Source organism: Streptomyces sp. NPDC092045, assembly GCF_044756005.1.
Classification (GTDB): Bacteria; Actinomycetota; Actinomycetes; order Streptomycetales; family Streptomycetaceae; genus Streptomyces.
Genome location: NZ_JBIVSC010000002.1, coordinates 451,781 through 465,674 on the forward strand (window position 1 = coordinate 451,781; position 13,894 = coordinate 465,674).

The 13,894-nt window shown below is 73.7% G+C and carries 13 protein-coding genes; 6 read left to right on the forward strand and 7 right to left on the reverse strand.

The window, feature by feature from the left end; all coding sequences use genetic code 11:
* Nucleotides 1-8: 8 nt before the first annotated feature.
* Both ACIQKA_RS08850 and ACIQKA_RS08855 read left to right on the forward strand, forming a co-directional pair.
* Nucleotides 9-257 carry an acyl carrier protein gene (locus tag ACIQKA_RS08850; RefSeq protein ID WP_366375737.1) on the forward strand — a complete coding sequence of 83 codons (249 nt, stop codon included), beginning with the start codon at nucleotides 9-11 and terminating at the stop codon, nucleotides 255-257.
* 78 nt (nucleotides 258-335) lie between these two features.
* Nucleotides 336-1,622 (forward strand): beta-ketoacyl-[acyl-carrier-protein] synthase family protein, encoded by a 1,287-nt coding sequence (locus tag ACIQKA_RS08855; protein ID WP_383151129.1) that lies wholly within the window; start codon nucleotides 336-338, stop codon nucleotides 1,620-1,622.
* A 72-nt stretch (nucleotides 1,623-1,694) separates the two neighbouring features.
* Here ACIQKA_RS08855 and ACIQKA_RS08860 read toward each other — a convergent pair whose 3' ends face one another.
* Nucleotides 1,695-2,189, reverse strand: a complete 495-nt coding sequence (locus ACIQKA_RS08860) for a DUF3145 domain-containing protein (RefSeq protein WP_383151128.1) — start codon at nucleotides 2,187-2,189, stop codon at nucleotides 1,695-1,697.
* A gap of 259 nt (nucleotides 2,190-2,448) precedes the next feature.
* Between ACIQKA_RS08860 and ACIQKA_RS08865 the strand changes: the two genes are divergently transcribed.
* Nucleotides 2,449-3,336, forward strand: coding sequence for an SGNH/GDSL hydrolase family protein (locus ACIQKA_RS08865; RefSeq protein ID WP_383428608.1), 888 nt, complete (start codon nucleotides 2,449-2,451; stop codon nucleotides 3,334-3,336).
* 60 nt (nucleotides 3,337-3,396) lie between these two features.
* Here ACIQKA_RS08865 and ACIQKA_RS08870 read toward each other — a convergent pair whose 3' ends face one another.
* Nucleotides 3,397-5,976 carry a glycoside hydrolase family 3 protein gene (locus tag ACIQKA_RS08870; RefSeq protein ID WP_402540498.1) on the reverse strand — a complete coding sequence of 860 codons (2,580 nt, stop codon included), beginning with the start codon at nucleotides 5,974-5,976 and terminating at the stop codon, nucleotides 3,397-3,399.
* Between the two features lie 141 nt (nucleotides 5,977-6,117).
* On the opposite strand from ACIQKA_RS08870, the gene ACIQKA_RS08875 reads away from it, so the two are divergent.
* Together ACIQKA_RS08875 and ACIQKA_RS08880 are read left to right on the forward strand one after the other, a co-directional pair.
* A complete protein-coding gene (locus ACIQKA_RS08875; RefSeq protein WP_383440732.1) occupies nucleotides 6,118-6,693 on the forward strand; it encodes a TetR/AcrR family transcriptional regulator in 576 nt (191 codons plus the stop codon).
* 91 nt (nucleotides 6,694-6,784) lie between these two features.
* Entirely contained in the window at nucleotides 6,785-7,504 is a 720-nt protein-coding gene (locus ACIQKA_RS08880) for a carbon-nitrogen hydrolase family protein (RefSeq protein WP_402540499.1), read from the forward strand.
* A gap of 80 nt (nucleotides 7,505-7,584) precedes the next feature.
* Here ACIQKA_RS08880 and ACIQKA_RS08885 read toward each other — a convergent pair whose 3' ends face one another.
* Nucleotides 7,585-9,795 (reverse strand): M4 family metallopeptidase, encoded by a 2,211-nt coding sequence (locus ACIQKA_RS08885; protein WP_383151122.1) that lies wholly within the window; start codon nucleotides 9,793-9,795, stop codon nucleotides 7,585-7,587.
* Nucleotides 9,796-9,996: 201 nt separating this feature from the next.
* Here ACIQKA_RS08885 and ACIQKA_RS08890 point away from each other — a divergent pair, with 201 nt between their 5' ends.
* Nucleotides 9,997-10,980 (forward strand): LysR family transcriptional regulator, encoded by a 984-nt coding sequence (locus ACIQKA_RS08890; protein ID WP_383151121.1) that lies wholly within the window; start codon nucleotides 9,997-9,999, stop codon nucleotides 10,978-10,980.
* A gap of 102 nt (nucleotides 10,981-11,082) precedes the next feature.
* Here ACIQKA_RS08890 and ACIQKA_RS08895 read toward each other — a convergent pair whose 3' ends face one another.
* From ACIQKA_RS08895 to ACIQKA_RS08910, 4 genes are all read right to left on the reverse strand, one after another.
* Nucleotides 11,083-11,205 (reverse strand): hypothetical protein, encoded by a 123-nt coding sequence (locus ACIQKA_RS08895; protein ID WP_402540500.1) that lies wholly within the window; start codon nucleotides 11,203-11,205, stop codon nucleotides 11,083-11,085.
* A 161-nt stretch (nucleotides 11,206-11,366) separates the two neighbouring features.
* Nucleotides 11,367-12,206: an EI24 domain-containing protein gene (locus ACIQKA_RS08900; protein ID WP_383428618.1), complete on the reverse strand. Its 840-nt coding sequence runs from the start codon at nucleotides 12,204-12,206 to the stop codon at nucleotides 11,367-11,369.
* Between the two features lie 177 nt (nucleotides 12,207-12,383).
* Nucleotides 12,384-12,806 (reverse strand): organic hydroperoxide resistance protein, encoded by a 423-nt coding sequence (locus tag ACIQKA_RS08905; protein WP_383151116.1) that lies wholly within the window; start codon nucleotides 12,804-12,806, stop codon nucleotides 12,384-12,386.
* Between the two features lie 72 nt (nucleotides 12,807-12,878).
* Entirely contained in the window at nucleotides 12,879-13,892 is a 1,014-nt protein-coding gene (locus ACIQKA_RS08910; protein ID WP_383151114.1) for an NADP-dependent oxidoreductase, read from the reverse strand.
* Between the last annotated feature and the right edge of the window lie 2 nt (nucleotides 13,893-13,894).

Sequence of the window (13,894 nt, forward strand, 5' to 3'; positions counted from 1 at the left end):
GCGCCACCATGGCCTTCACCCAGGAGCAGATCGTCGAAGGTCTCGCCGAGATCGTCAACGAGATCGCGGGCATCCCGGCCGAGGACGTCCAGCTGGACAAGTCCTTCACCGACGACCTGGACGTCGACTCGCTGTCCATGGTCGAGGTCGTCGTCGCCGCCGAAGAGCGTTTCGACGTCAAGATCCCCGACGAGGACGTCAAGAACCTCAAGACCGTGGGCGACGCCGTCGACTACATCCTGAAGCACCAGGGCTGATCCGGCCCTCGCTGTTCCGGTCAGCCACCCGGCGGTGGCGCCGCATTTCGACCATCACCCTAGGGAGAAAGAATTCCTGTGAGCCCGACCAATCGCACCGTGGTCGTCACCGGTATCGGCGCAACCACACCGCTGGGTGGCGACTCCGCATCGACCTGGGAAGGTCTGATCGCGGGGCGTTCCGGCGTCCGTCTTCTTGAGGGCGAACGTTTCGCCGAACTGCCCGTGAAGATCGCCGCGACGGCCGCCGTCGACCCCGGCGAGGTCCTTCCCCGCCCGCTCGCCCGCAAGCTGGACCGCTCGGCGCAGTTCGCCGTGATCGCGGCCCGCGAGGCGTGGGCCGACGCGGGCTACACCGCCCCGGCCGGTGCTGTGACATCAGACGCTGACGCGTCGGGCGCGAAGATCGCGCCCGAGCGGCTCGGTTCCGTCATCGCCTCCGGCATCGGCGGCGTCACCACGCTGCTCGACCAGTACGACGTGCTGAAGGAGAAGGGCGTCCGCCGCGTCTCCCCGCACACCGTCCCCATGCTCATGCCCAACAGCCCCTCGGCGAACGTGGGTCTGGAGGTGAACGCCCGGGCGGGCGTCCACACCCCGGTCTCCGCGTGCGCGTCGGGCGCCGAGGCGATCGGCTACGCCGTCGAGATGATCCGCACCGGCCGTGCGGACGTGGTCGTCGCCGGCGGCACCGAGGCCGCGATCCACCCGCTGCCGATCGCCGCCTTCGCCAACATGATGGCGATGTCCAAGAGCAACGACGAGCCCGAGAAGGCCTCGCGCCCGTACGACACCGGCCGTGACGGCTTCGTGCTCGGCGAGGGCGCGGGCGTCGTGGTCCTGGAGTCCGAGGAGCACGCGAAGGCGCGCGGCGCGCGCGTCTACTGCGAGGTCCTGGGCCAGGGACTGTCGGCCGACAGCCACCACATCGCGCAGCCCGAGCCGTCCGGCCGCGGCATCGCGGCCGCGATGCGGAACCTGCTGGACTCGACGGACCTGAAGCCGTCCGAGGTCGTCCACCTGAACGCGCACGCCACGTCGACGCCGCAGGGCGACGCCGCCGAGATCAAGGCGCTGCGGAGCGTCCTGGGCGACGACCTGGACCACGTCGCGATCTCCGCGACGAAGTCGATGACGGGTCACCTCCTCGGCGGCGCGGGCGGCATCGAGACCGTCGCGACGGTCCTGGCGCTGCACCACCGCCTCGCCCCGCCGACGATCAACGTCGACGAGCTGGACCCGGAGATCGACGCGGACATCGTCCGCGGCGAGGCCCGTCCGCTCCCGGAGGGCACGGTCGCCGCGATCAACAACTCGTTCGGCTTCGGCGGCCACAACGTGGTCCTGGCGTTCCGCACGGTCTGATCCGGAATCCCGCCGAACGCGACGGAGGCCCGCCCCCGGCCGGGGGTGGGCCTCCGTCGTGTTCCGGGCGCGTCAGACGACCTGGTGGAGCCAGCGGACCGGGGCGCCCTCGCCGGCGTAGCGGAAGGGCTCCAGCTCGTCGTCCCAGGGCTTGCCGAGGAGCTTGGCGATCTCGGCCTCCAGCGGCGTCTCGCCCTGCGCGGAGCGCGCCAGGGCGGCCCGGAGGCGGTCCTCGGGCACCAGGATGTCGCCGTGCATGCCGGTGACGGCGTGGAAGATGCCCAGGTCGGGGGTGGCGCTGTAGCGCTCGCCCTCGGCGGTGGGGCAGGGCTCCGCCGTGACCTCGAAGCGGAGCATCTGCCAGCCGCGCAGGGCGGAGGCGATCCGGGAGGCGGTGCCGGTCTCGCCCCGCCAGGAGAGTTCCGCTCTCCAGGTGCCGGGGGACGCCGGCTGGCGGACCCAGTCGAGCTGGACCCTCGCACCGAGGACGCTCGCCACCGCCCATTCGACGTGCGGGCAGAGCGCGCGCGGTGCGGAGTGTACGTACAGGACTCCACGTGTCGTCACCGGGACCTCCAGTGTGGGACGAGGTTCGCCTTTTCCCAGCGGCCTCAGTAAACATCATCGGGAGGGGATCTTCACAAACCCTCAAAAAGGGGACAGGTTGTGACGTGATGTAATTTACCGGAGCCGGTCGGCGTGGGCGCCTCTGGTTCGACGGGGGAAAAGCTACCGTGCCGCGCCGTCGTCGGGGTGACGTACGGTCGGACCGATGACCGTGCACACGAAGCTTTCACCCGCGAGGACGCCGAAGGAGGGGCCGGGGATGCGCGGCCGACGCCGATTCCGCACCGCCGTCGCCGCCGCGACGGCGGCGCTGCTGTGCGCCGGGGCGCTGGCCGGATGCTCCTCCGGGGCCTCCGAGCCGCCCGCCCCCGCCAGGAGCACGCCGGCCCCGAGCCCGACGCCCACCTCCTCCTGGAACGCCTCCCCCTCCTCCCTCGCCGCCGTCGGCGACTCCGTCACCCGCGCGTTCGACGCCTGCTCGCTCCTGGCGGACTGCCCCGAGGCGTCCTGGGCGACCGGGACGGACGCGGCCGTCAACAGCCTGGCGCTACGGCTCCTGGGCCCGGAGAAGGCGGCCGGCCGGAGCTGGAACCTGGCGCGGACGGGGGCGCGGATGGCGGAGCTGCCGGAGCAGATGACCGCCGCGGCGGCCCGGAAGCCGGAGTTGGTGACGGTGATGATGGGCGCGAACGACGCCTGCCGGCCGACCCCGGGCCTGATGACCCCGGTCGGGGAGTTCCGTGCCTCCTTCGAGGCGGCGCTCGCCCGGCTGCGGGCGGCGGCGCCGAAGGCGCAGGTGTACGTGGCGAGCGTGCCGGACCTGAAGCACCTGTGGTCGACGGGCCGGCTCGGCGGCGCGGCGGGGATCTGGGACCTGGGGATCTGCGGCTCGATGCTGGCGGACGCGGCGAACCTGGGGCCCGAGGCGGAGCGGCGCCGCACGACGGTGTCGGAGCGGGTGGACGCGTACAACCGGGTGCTGGCGGAGGTCTGCGCGCGGGACGAGCGCTGCCGTTACGACGGCGGGGCGGTCCACGGGTTCCGCTTCGACGAAGCCCAGTTGAGCCCCTGGGACTGGTTCCATCCCAGCCGGGACGGCCAGGCGCGGCTGGCGGAGCTGGCGTACCGGCGGATCACGGCGGGGTGAGGGGCCCCGGGGCGGGTGTCAGGTCCCGCCCCGGAGCCGTCCCGGGGCCCGCGCCGGGGGTCAGTCGACCTCCAGCGCGGCCGTCAGGCGCACGTCGTCGAGGGAGTGTGCGGCCCTGACCTCGTATGCCCCGGGAACGAAGGTCCAGTCGCCCTTCTCCTCGTCCCAGACCTCGAAGGCCCGCCGGGACAGCGCGATCCCGGTCTCCACGGTCTCCCCCGGACCCGCCTCGACGCTCGCGAAGCCGGCCAGGAGGCGGGCCGGGCGCTCGGGTGCTCCGGAGGAGGGCGCGGGCGCCAGATAGATCTGGACGGTCTCGCGGCCCGGCCGGTCGCCGGTGTTGGTGAGCCGGACGGTGGCCCGGTCCGGGCCCGCGACCAGGGAGTCGTACGACCAGGTCGTGTAGCCGAGGCCGTGGCCGAAGGCGTACGCGGGGGTCCGCCCGCTCCGGTCCCAGGCGCGGTGGCCGATGAAGGGGCCCTCGGCGTAGTCGAGTCGCCCGTCGACGGGGACGACGTCGGTGACGGGGGCGTCGGCGAGGACGGCGGGCCAGGTGGTGGGGAGGCGGCCGCCGGGCTCCTCGGCGCCGGTGAGGACGTCGGCGAGGGCGGCACCGCCCTCCTGGCCGGGGAACCAGGTGAGCAGGACCGCGGCCACGTCCTCGCGCCAGGGCATCTCGACCGGGGAGCCGGCGTTGACCACGACCACGGTGTTCGGGTTGGCGGCGGCGACGGCCCGTACGAGGTCGTCCTGGCGGCCGGGGAGCCGGAGGTCCGCGCGGTCGAAGCCCTCGGACTCGACGCGTTCGGTGGTGGCGACGACCACGACGGCGGTGTCGGCGGCGCGGGCCGCCCCGACGGCTTCGGCGATCAGTTCGTCGGGGTCACGGCGCGGACCGAGGTGGACGAGGGAGAAGGCGACGGCCGGCAGCGGGGCCGCGAACTCCTCGTCGAGGGTGTGGAGCAGGGAGACCTCGACGGTCTCGCCCGCGGTGAGCGGGACCTCGGCGCGCTCGACCGGGGAGCCGAAGAAGGCCTCGAAGGGGTCGGTCTCGGAGCCCGCGGCCTGGACGCCGTCGAAGACGGTCTCGCCGTCGACGGCGAGGACGAAGGCGCCGAGGCCGCGGGTGCCGAAGGAGTGCGCGCCGGTCTCGCGCGGGGTGAAGGTGCCGACGACCTCGACGGAGGCGAGGGCCTCGTGGGTGACGCCGTCGGGCAGGTCGCCGCCGATCCACTGGACCTGGCCGGTGGGCAGGGAGCCCTCGCCGAGCAGGTTCCCGGCGGCGTCGCGGCAGCGGGCGCGGAGGGTGAACCCCTTGTCGGCGGGGGCGGGTTCGTCGCTGGGGTCGGCGCCGACCGCGTACGTCAGGGCGCCTTCGGGCAGGGCGGCGGCGAGGCCGTCGAGCGGGGAGACGACGTGGTCGGGGAAGACCTGGGCGGAGCCGCCGCCGAGGACGCGGGCGTCACGGGCGGCGGCGCCGGAGAGGGCGACGGTGGTGCCGGGGGCGAGGGGGAGGACGGGGGGTGCGTCCCGTACGGCGGTCTCGTCGCGCGCGGGGTCCCCGTCCCGTACGGCGGCCTCGCCCCCCTGCACGGCGGCCCCGTTCCCCCGTACCGCGGCCCCGTCCCGTGTCGCGGCCTCGTTGCGTACGAGGACGAAGCCGCGGTGGGCGATCTCGCGGGCCAGGGCGTCGCCGTCGATCGGGGCCGGGGGTTCGGTGACGGCCGGCGGGGCGCCTTCGAGGGCGCCGACGCGGGCGGCGAGCCGCAGGACGCGGCGGACGGCGGTGTCGACGGCGGACTCCTCCACCTCCCCGGCGCGGACGGCGGCGGCGAGGGGCTCGCCGTAGACGGTGGCCGGGCCGGGCATCGCGACGTCGAGGCCGCCCCGGAGGGCGCCGGCCGTGGAGCGGGCGGCCATCCAGTCGGAGACGTCGACGCCGTCGAAGCCCCACTCGCCGCGCAGGACCTCGTTCACCAGCTCGTGGTGTTCGGTCATGGTCACGCCGTTGACCTGGTTGTACGCGGTCATGATGCCCCAGGGGCGGGCGTTCTCGACGACGGCCTCGAAGGGGGCGAGGTAGAGCTCGCGGAGCGGGCGGGGCGCGACGCGGTTGTCGACGGTGAAGCGGTCGGTCTCGGCGTCGTTGGCGACGAAGTGCTTGACGGTGGTGCCGACCCCGCCGTCCTGGACGCCCAGGACGTAGCCGGTGCCGATCGCGCCGGTGAGGAGGGGGTCCTCGGAGTAGGCCTCGAAGTGGCGTCCGCCGAGGGGGCTGCGGTGCAGGTTGACGGTGGGGGCGAGGAGGACGTGGACGCCCTTGCGGCGGGCCTCCTGGGCGAGGAGCCGGCCGGCCCGGCGGGCGAGGGCGGGGTCCCAGGCGGCGGCGAGCGCGGTCGGGGAGGGCAGGGCGACGGAGGGGTCGTCGGCGGTCCAGCGGACGCCCCGGACGCCGACGGGTCCGTCGGACATGACCAGGGACGCGAGGCCGATCTCGGGCAGGGGGTGCAGGCTCCACATGTCCCTGCCGCCGAGCAGCCGGGCCTTGGCGTCCAGGTCGAGCCCGCCGAGCGCCGCCTCGACGACCGCCTCCCGGGCGGCCTCCCCCGCCGTGCCCGCGTCCGTGCCGCTCTCCGCCATGGCCGTACCTCCTCGTCGACGTGCCGATGGCCCCATCGTGCACCGATGTCCCTGTAGCCAGGTAGGTGATGTGATGATTCTGTTACTTGTATGACGGGGTACGGTCCTGTCCGGACGGACTTTCGGAAGGGAGCCCCGGGGATGGTGCGGGCCAGGAGCGAGGAGCGGCGCGCGGTCATCGTGCGCGCCGCCCTCGAAGTGATCGCCGAGCGCGGCTACCGGGGCGCCACGCTCGCCGCCGTCGCCGAGCGCGTCGGGCTGACCCAGCAGGGGCTGCTGCACTACTTCCCGACCAAGGAGGCCCTGCTCGTCGCGGTCCTGGAGGAGCGGGACCACTGGGACACGAGCGGCGGCGGGGGCCGCGGGGGCTGGCGCCTCGACCTGGTCGACTCCCTCGTGGAGTACAACGCGATGCGCCCCGGGATCGTGCAGACCTTCTCCGCGCTGCTCGGCGAGAGCGTCACGGACGGGCATCCGGCGCGGGAGTTCTTCACCGAGCGGTACGCGCAGGTGCGGGCGCACATGGCGGAGGTGCTGCGCCTGGAGTTCGGCGAGCGGCTGCCCGGCGGCCTCACCCCGGAGCGCGCGGCGCCGCTGCTCACGGCGGTGATGGACGGCCTCCAGTACCAGTGGCTCCTGGACCCGTCGGCGGTCGACATGCCGGGCGCCTTCCGGGACTTCGTACGGCTGCTGTACGGCGGCGAGAGCCCCTCGTAGCCCGGTGCGGCCCTTGTCGGCCGGTGCGGCCCTTGTCGGCCGGTGCGGCCCTCCCCGGCCGGCGCGGTCCGGCGGGCGGGATGATGGGGTCGTGATCGTCGCAGCCACCCAGTTCGCCCCGGTCACCGGGGACATCGACGCCAACGCGCGGACCGTCGCCGGCCTGGTCCGGGAGGCCGGGGAGGCGGGGGCCCGTCTGGTCGTCTTCGCCGAGCTCTGTCTGAGCGGGTACGAGCCCTCGCTGATACGGGACTCCCCCGGCCTGGTCCTCGCCGAGGACGACCCCCGGCTCGACCCCGTGCGGGAGGCGTGCCGCGCGGTGTCGGCGGCGGCCGTGGTCAACGGGCCGGTGCGGACGGCCGGCGGGCGGCCCGGCATCACCTCGCTGGTGATCGGCCCGGACGGCGGGCTCCTCACCCGCTACGACAAGCGGCACCTGTACGGCGTCGAACGGGAGGTGTTCGCGCCGGGGAGGGCGGACGGGCGGTTCGCGCTCGACGGGGTCCGGTTCGCGACGGCCACCTGCTACGACAACCGCTTCCCGGAGCTCGCCGGGCGGGCGGCGGCCGACGGCTGCGCGGTGTACCTGGCGAGTTCGGTGCTGACCGCGGGCAACGACTCGTTCACCGGGGTGTATCCGGTGCGGGCCCGGGACTTCGGCCTGTACGTGGTGCTCGGCAACGTCCTCGGGGACAACGAGGACGGGGTGGGGCAGGGCGGCGCCGGAGCCTGGGGCCCGGACGGGGAGCGGCTGGCGGACGCGGGCCCGGACCGGCCGGGCTTCGTCCTCGCCGAGGTCGGGGAGGTCTGAGGGGTTTCGGGCGCGCGGACGCCGGGCGGCCGTCGGGTCGGCCGCCCGGCGCGGGACCCCGCGACGGGACCCCCGGCCCGCTACGGGGCGCTCAGACCCAGCGTGTAGGCACCGGAGCCGCTGTACGCGTGGACCACGTACCGGTAGTAGCCGGCGGTGCCGTTGTAGCTGGTGTTCTCGTCGGCCGTCGCCGTGCCGCCCACGGCCACGTCGGTCCAGCCGTACCCGTTCCACTTCTGCAGGTACAGGTCGTAGTCCTGGCCGGCCGGGCCGCGCAGGCAGCCCGTGTGGGTGCCGGACGTCGCCGCGTAGTAGTACGAGCCGTCGGGCTGGACCGCGGTCTGGCCGGACGTCAGGCTGCCCTGGTAGGTGTGCTGGGCGTTGGCGCAGCCGGTGGGCGGGGTCGTCGAGCCGACCGACAGCTGGTAGGTGACGGTGTGGGTGGCGGAGCCCGTGCCGGTGACGGTGATCGGGTACGTGCCGTTGGCGGTGCCCGCCGCGACCTGGACCGTCATCGTGGAGGAGTTGCCGGAGGTCACCGAGGAGGGGCTGAAGGAGACGGTGACGCCGCTCGGGGCGCCGCTCGCGGAGAGCTGGACGGTCTGCGCGTTGCCGCCGACGGTGCTGGTGTTCACCGTGGAGGTGACGGAGGCGCCGGCCTGGACCGAGCCCGAGGACGGGTTCAGGGCGAGCGAGAAGTCCGGGTTGGTGGAGCCGCCGCAGTCGGTCTCACCGGACTGGGCGGGGACGCCGACCGCGTTCCAGGCCGCCTTCACCGCGTTGCACTCGGCGCTGCCGTAGGTGTTCTTGGCGCTGGTCAGGGTCGCCCTGCGGGCGGCCAGGTGGTTCCAGGAGGAGGTCTTCATGAGCAGGGCGCCCATGAAGACCTTGCCGGCCTTCTGGATGCCGATGCCGGTCACGGAGGAGGGGCCGCCGGAACATATGGGGCTGTTGGGCTTGCCTCCGCCCGGGTTGGAGCCCTCGGCGAGCAGGTAGAACCAGTGGTTCTGCGGGCCGGCCGCCGCGTGCACCTCGGTGCCCGAGGTCAGCTGGGTGTAGCAGTTGGGGTCGTTGTTGATCAGCGACGGGTTGTACATGTTGCGGATCGGCTGGTTGTTGCCGGTGAAGTTCAGCTTCTCGCCGACCGTGTAGTCCGGGGTGTCGTTGGGGTTGTTGGCGTAGTGCTCGGTGAGCGCGCCGAAGATGTCGCCGGTGGACTCGTTGAGGCCGCCGTTCTCGTTGGAGGAGCCGGCGCTGCCCGGGGTCCGGTCGAAGATCTCGTGGCCGTACTCGTGGGCCACGACGTCGATGCCGGTGAGCTGGTTGGTGCCGTTCCGGTTGCGGCCGTAGGTGGTCTTCGTCCCGTCGTAGTAGGCGTTGACCTCGCTCAGCCCGGCGCGGGCCGGAACCATGCCGCCCTGTCCGTTCTGGCCGTTGTAGCCGAACCACTCCTTGAGCATGGAGTGTTCCTTCTGCGCCGCGTACATGATGTCGACGCAGGCGGTCACCAGGTCGTTGGCGCCGTTGTTGCCCCAGGGCGGGGTGCCGGTGTAGGCGCTGCCGTTCTGGCCGCCGCACTTGAAGGAGCCGCGGGTGGTGTCGGTCATCGAGTTCGCGGCGGTGTCGATGGCGACGTTGCCGTTGTGGTAGCCGCGGCCGTCGGCGTGCAGGATCTTCTCGGTGGACCGCGCGACGGCCCCGGTGCGCGCGTCGACGTGGGTGTCGAGGGAGCTGGGGGCGCCCTTCGCGGTCCGGCCGACGACCAGGGTGCGCCAGGTCAGGACGGGCTTGCCGTCCTTGAGGAGCACGGTCAGTTCGGGGGTGCTCGCGGACTCGACGGAGGCGAGCTGCTTGCGGGCGGTGGCGAGCGCCGTGCCGGCGGGGACCTTGGCGGTGGTGGTGGCGAGCCGGATCGCGGGGGCCTTGGCACCGGTGACGTCGCGGACCGCGCCCGTGGAGTCGGTGAGGACGACCGCGTCGCCGCCGCCGACGACCGGGAGGCCCTTGTAGGCGCGCTCGTAGGCGGCGTAGTACAGGCCGTTCGCCCAGGGGGTGACGGAGGTGCGGACGAGCTCCTCGTCTGCGCCGTGCCGCAGTTCGTCGAGGCCGTTCTCGGCGGCGGTGTCGGCGGCGGCCAGGGCGAGGGAGCGGCCGTGCCCGGGCGGGACGGGCTGGGACTGCGGGCCGGCCGGAGCCTGCGGGGCGGCGGTGGCGGGGCCGGCGAGGGCGGTCGCGAGGCTCGCCGAGAGCGCCAGGGCGGCCACGGCCGCCGTGAGTCTGAAGGGGTGCACGGGTGCTCCGTTCGAGGTGGGGGATCCGGGGTGGGGATTCCGGGCCGGTGATCCGGGGTGTGGGATCGGGGTGGGGATCCGGAGTGGGGAAGTCGGATCGTCGCGCCGAGTATGGGCGTGGACATGGCCGGTCCGGGACATCCCATGCGGCATAAGACGCGAGTTATGGTGCGGTCGCGCGGTGCTGCGTACGCTGCTGAAATGCAACTGGAGTTGAGGCATCTGGAGGCCGTCTGCCGGATAGCGGAAGCGGGCAGTCTGGGGCGCGCGGCGGTGCGTCTCGGGGTCTCGCAGCCGGCCCTTTCGGCGCAGTTGCGGCGGATCGAGCGGGTCGCGGGCGGGGAGCTGTTCCTGCGCGGCCGCAGCGGTGTGGAGCCCACGCCGCTCGGCGAGTTCGTCCTCGCCAAGGCGCGTCTGGTGCTGGGCGAGATGGACGCGCTGGCGGCCGGTGCTCGGGCCGTCGCGCCGGACGCCCCGCTGCGGCTCGGCTGCATCCTGCTCGTCCTGGTGGACCGGCTGATGGAGCGGCTCGAAGAGGTCCTGGCGGGGCGGGAGATCGCGGTGACCGTGGAGCACTCGGTGACCACGCTGACCCGGCAGCTGGGCGCGGGCCGGTACGACGCCGTGCTGTACGGGGAGGTCAACGACCACGAGGTGCCGCTGCCGGAGGGCGTGACGGCCCGGACGCTGGTCCCCAAGGAGCCGTTCTGCGTGCGCCTTTCGGCGGGGCACCCGCTGGCCGCGAAGGAGCGGATCGCGCTGGCGGAGCTGGCGGGCGAGTCCTGGATGACGCTGGTGGAGGACGACGACGGGGGCCCGGAGGCGCTGGCCGCGGCCTGTGCGCGGGCCGGGTTCGCTCCCCTGCTCCGGCACCGGGTGGCCGACCGCAAGATGCACTACGACCTGATCGCGGCGGGCCGGGCGATCTCGCTGAGCCAGCCGACGGCGCCGCCGGCCGCGGGGACGGTGCTGCGCCCGCTGGAGGGCGATCCGGTGACCGGACGGATCCGGCTGGCGTGGAACAGGGCGGCGGTGCCCGCCCGGCACGCGGAGCTGCTGTACCGGGCGGCGGCCGGGGCCTACGTGGCGAACGTGGGCACGAACGCCTTCCACCGGAAGTGGTGGGAGGCCCGGCCGGAGCTGCACCCGGCCCTGGAGGACCTTCCCGGGGAGGGCCGCGCGTAGGGGCGGCCCTCGGGGCCGCGCGTGACGGCCTTCGGGGTCGCCCGTGACGGGGCCGGGGGCGTACGCGGTCGGGCTCGGGGGCGTGCGCGGCGGCCCTCGGGGTCACCCGTAGGAGAGGTCCCCGGGCCGGTGGCGGCAGGTGGTGCCGTCCGGGCCGGTGCCGTGGAAGCGCTTGAGCCCGCCGTCGTACGTGCCCGAGACCTCGACGGTGCCGGCGACCGGCACGCTGTCCCCGGCCCGGGGCCGGGAGGCCGTCGCCGCGCCGACCGGGGCGAGCAGGGTGCTCGTGACGACGGCGGCGCCGGTGACGCCGAGGGCGCTCGGTCCGCCGATGAGGGCGCGGCGGCGGCCGGTCTTCCGCTGGTGGGGGTCGTCGTGCTCCCTCGTCAGTGGGGGAGGTGGTGCGCCCCCTGGTCGCCGCCGGACGGAGGAAGGTCGCCGTCGTGCCGCACGTGCTCCGGGGAGTCGTCGTCCCGGTCCGCGTCGCCGTCCTCGCCGCGCAGGTCGCGGGCCATCAGGGTGGCGCCGGCGACCGCGCCCGGCATGAGGAAGACGGCGACGAGGGGCACGAGGAAGGCGAGGGTCAGCGGGACTCCGAAGCCGAGGACGGCGGACCGGCGTCCGCGCAGCAGCCGCAGCCGCTCCTTGAACTCGACGCCCCGGCGCTGGAGGGCGACGGAGGTCAGCTCCTCGGTGAGGAAGAAGCCGGAGACGCAGAAGCCGACGGCGGGGACGACGGTCTGGCCGACCACCGGGATGAAGCCGCAGGCGAAGAGCAGGACGCCGTAGAACGCGACCCGCAGCAGGATCCGCAGGCTGTCGCGGGCCGAGATCCACAGCTCGCGCCAGAGCGGGAGCCCGGACTCGGGCACCTCGCCGCCCTCGCTGCGGTCGACCGCCTCGGAGAGCGACTCGTAGAAGGGCTGGCCGACGAGGAGGGTGACGGCGGTGAAGGTGATGACGGCGAGGAAGAGGCCGAAGACGAAGACGAGGGCCGTGAGGGTGCCGCGCAGGACGTCGAGCCAGGGCGAGGTCCAGTCGTCGGCGAACGGGGTCGCCCAGGCCGCCAGGTCGTCGGCGCCGTAGCCGAGTCCGACGAGGGCGCCCGCGTAGAGGACGAGGGTCACGAGTCCGGGCAGCAGCCCGAATCCGAACCAGCGTCCGTGCCTGGCGACCCACTTCTGGCCCTTGACCAGGTAACCGAAACCCACCCCGAGATCACGCATGGGGGTCACCCTATCGGGGGCGTGCGGGGGCCCGTTTCCGGTCGGGACCCGTGGCCCGTGGCCGGGCGGGACCCGTGGCCGACGGGATCCTGCCGCCGGTCGGGCCTCCGCATGCGGCGAGGACCGCACCCCGGGCCTGCCGGGGTGCGGTCCTCGTACGACGGTGCGCGTGCGGGGTCAGACCGCGAGCTCCACCGTGATGTTGCCGCGGGTCGCCTTGGAGTACGGGCAGACCTGGTGGGCCTTCTCGATGAGGCTCCTGGCGGTCTCGGCGTCCACGTTCGGGATGGTCGCCGAGATCTTGACGATGATGCCGAAGCCGTCGTCGTTCTTGCCGATGCCGACCTCGGCGGTGACCGTCGAGCCGGAGACGTCGGCGTTCTCGTTGCGGGCGACGACCCCGAGGGCGCCCTGGAAGCAGGCGCTGTAACCGGCCGCGAAGAGCTGCTCGGGGTTGGTGCCCTCGCCGGAGCCGCCCATGGCCTTGGGCGGGTTGACGACGACGTCGAGCTTGCCGTCGTCGGTGGCGACGCGTCCGTCGCGCCCGTTCTCGGCGGTGGCGACCGCGGTGTAGAGGACGTCGGAGTGCTGGATGGACATGCTGGGTACTTCCTTCTGCGGTTCGCCGCGACTCGCGCCCACGATCGCGACGGCTGGGGGAAGCCTAGCGGGTCACACCGTGACGATCATCTTCCCGGTGTTGTCGCCGCGCAGCATGCCGAGGAAGGCGTCCACGCCGTTCTCGATGCCCTCGGCGAAGGTCTCGCGGTGCTTGAGCTCGCCCGCGGCGAGCCAGCCGCCGACCTCGCGGACGAACTGCTCCTGGAGGTCGTAGTGGTCGCCGACGAGGACGCCCTGGAGGCGGAGCCGCTTGCCGATGATCTGCGCCATGTTGCGCGGGCCGGGGGTCGGCTCGGTGTCGTTGTACTGGGCGATCATGCCGCAGATGGTGGCGCGGCCGTGCACCTTGAGCGAGGAGATCGCGGCTTCGAGGTGGTCCCCGCCGACGTTGTCGAAGTAGACGTCGATGCCGTCCGGGGCGGCCTCGCGGAGCTGGTCCCGCACCGGGCCGTTCTTGTAGTTGAACGCGGCGTCGAAGCCGAGCTCCTCGACCAGCCACTTGACCTTCTCGTCGGACCCTGCCGAGCCGACGACCCGGGAGGCGCCCTTGATCCGGGCCATCTGGCCGACCTGGCTGCCGACGGCGCCGGCCGCGCCGGAGACGAAGACGGCGTCGCCCTCCTTGAAGGAGGCGACCTCGAAGAGGCCGGCGTAGGCCGTGAGGCCGGTCATGCCGAGCACGCCGAGGTAGGCGGAGAGGGGCGCGAGGTCCGGGTCGACCTTGGTCGCGTGCTGGGCGGGCACGTGGGCGTACTCGCGCCAGCCGAGGCCGTGCAGCACGTGGTCGCCGACGGCGAAGCCCTCGGCGTTCGACGCGACGACCTCGCCGACCGCGCCGCCGTCCATGGGGTGGTCGAGCTTGAACGGCGGGACGTACGACTTCACGTCGTTCATCCGGCCGCGCATGTACGGGTCGACGGAGAAGTGCTTGTTGCGCACCAGGATCCGGCCTTCGGCGGGCTCGGCGACCGGGGTCTCGCGCAGGGCGAAGTCCGCGGGGACGGGCCAGCCGTGCGGACGGGCGACGAGGTGCCACTCACGGCTGGACGCGGGAAGAGCGGACATGG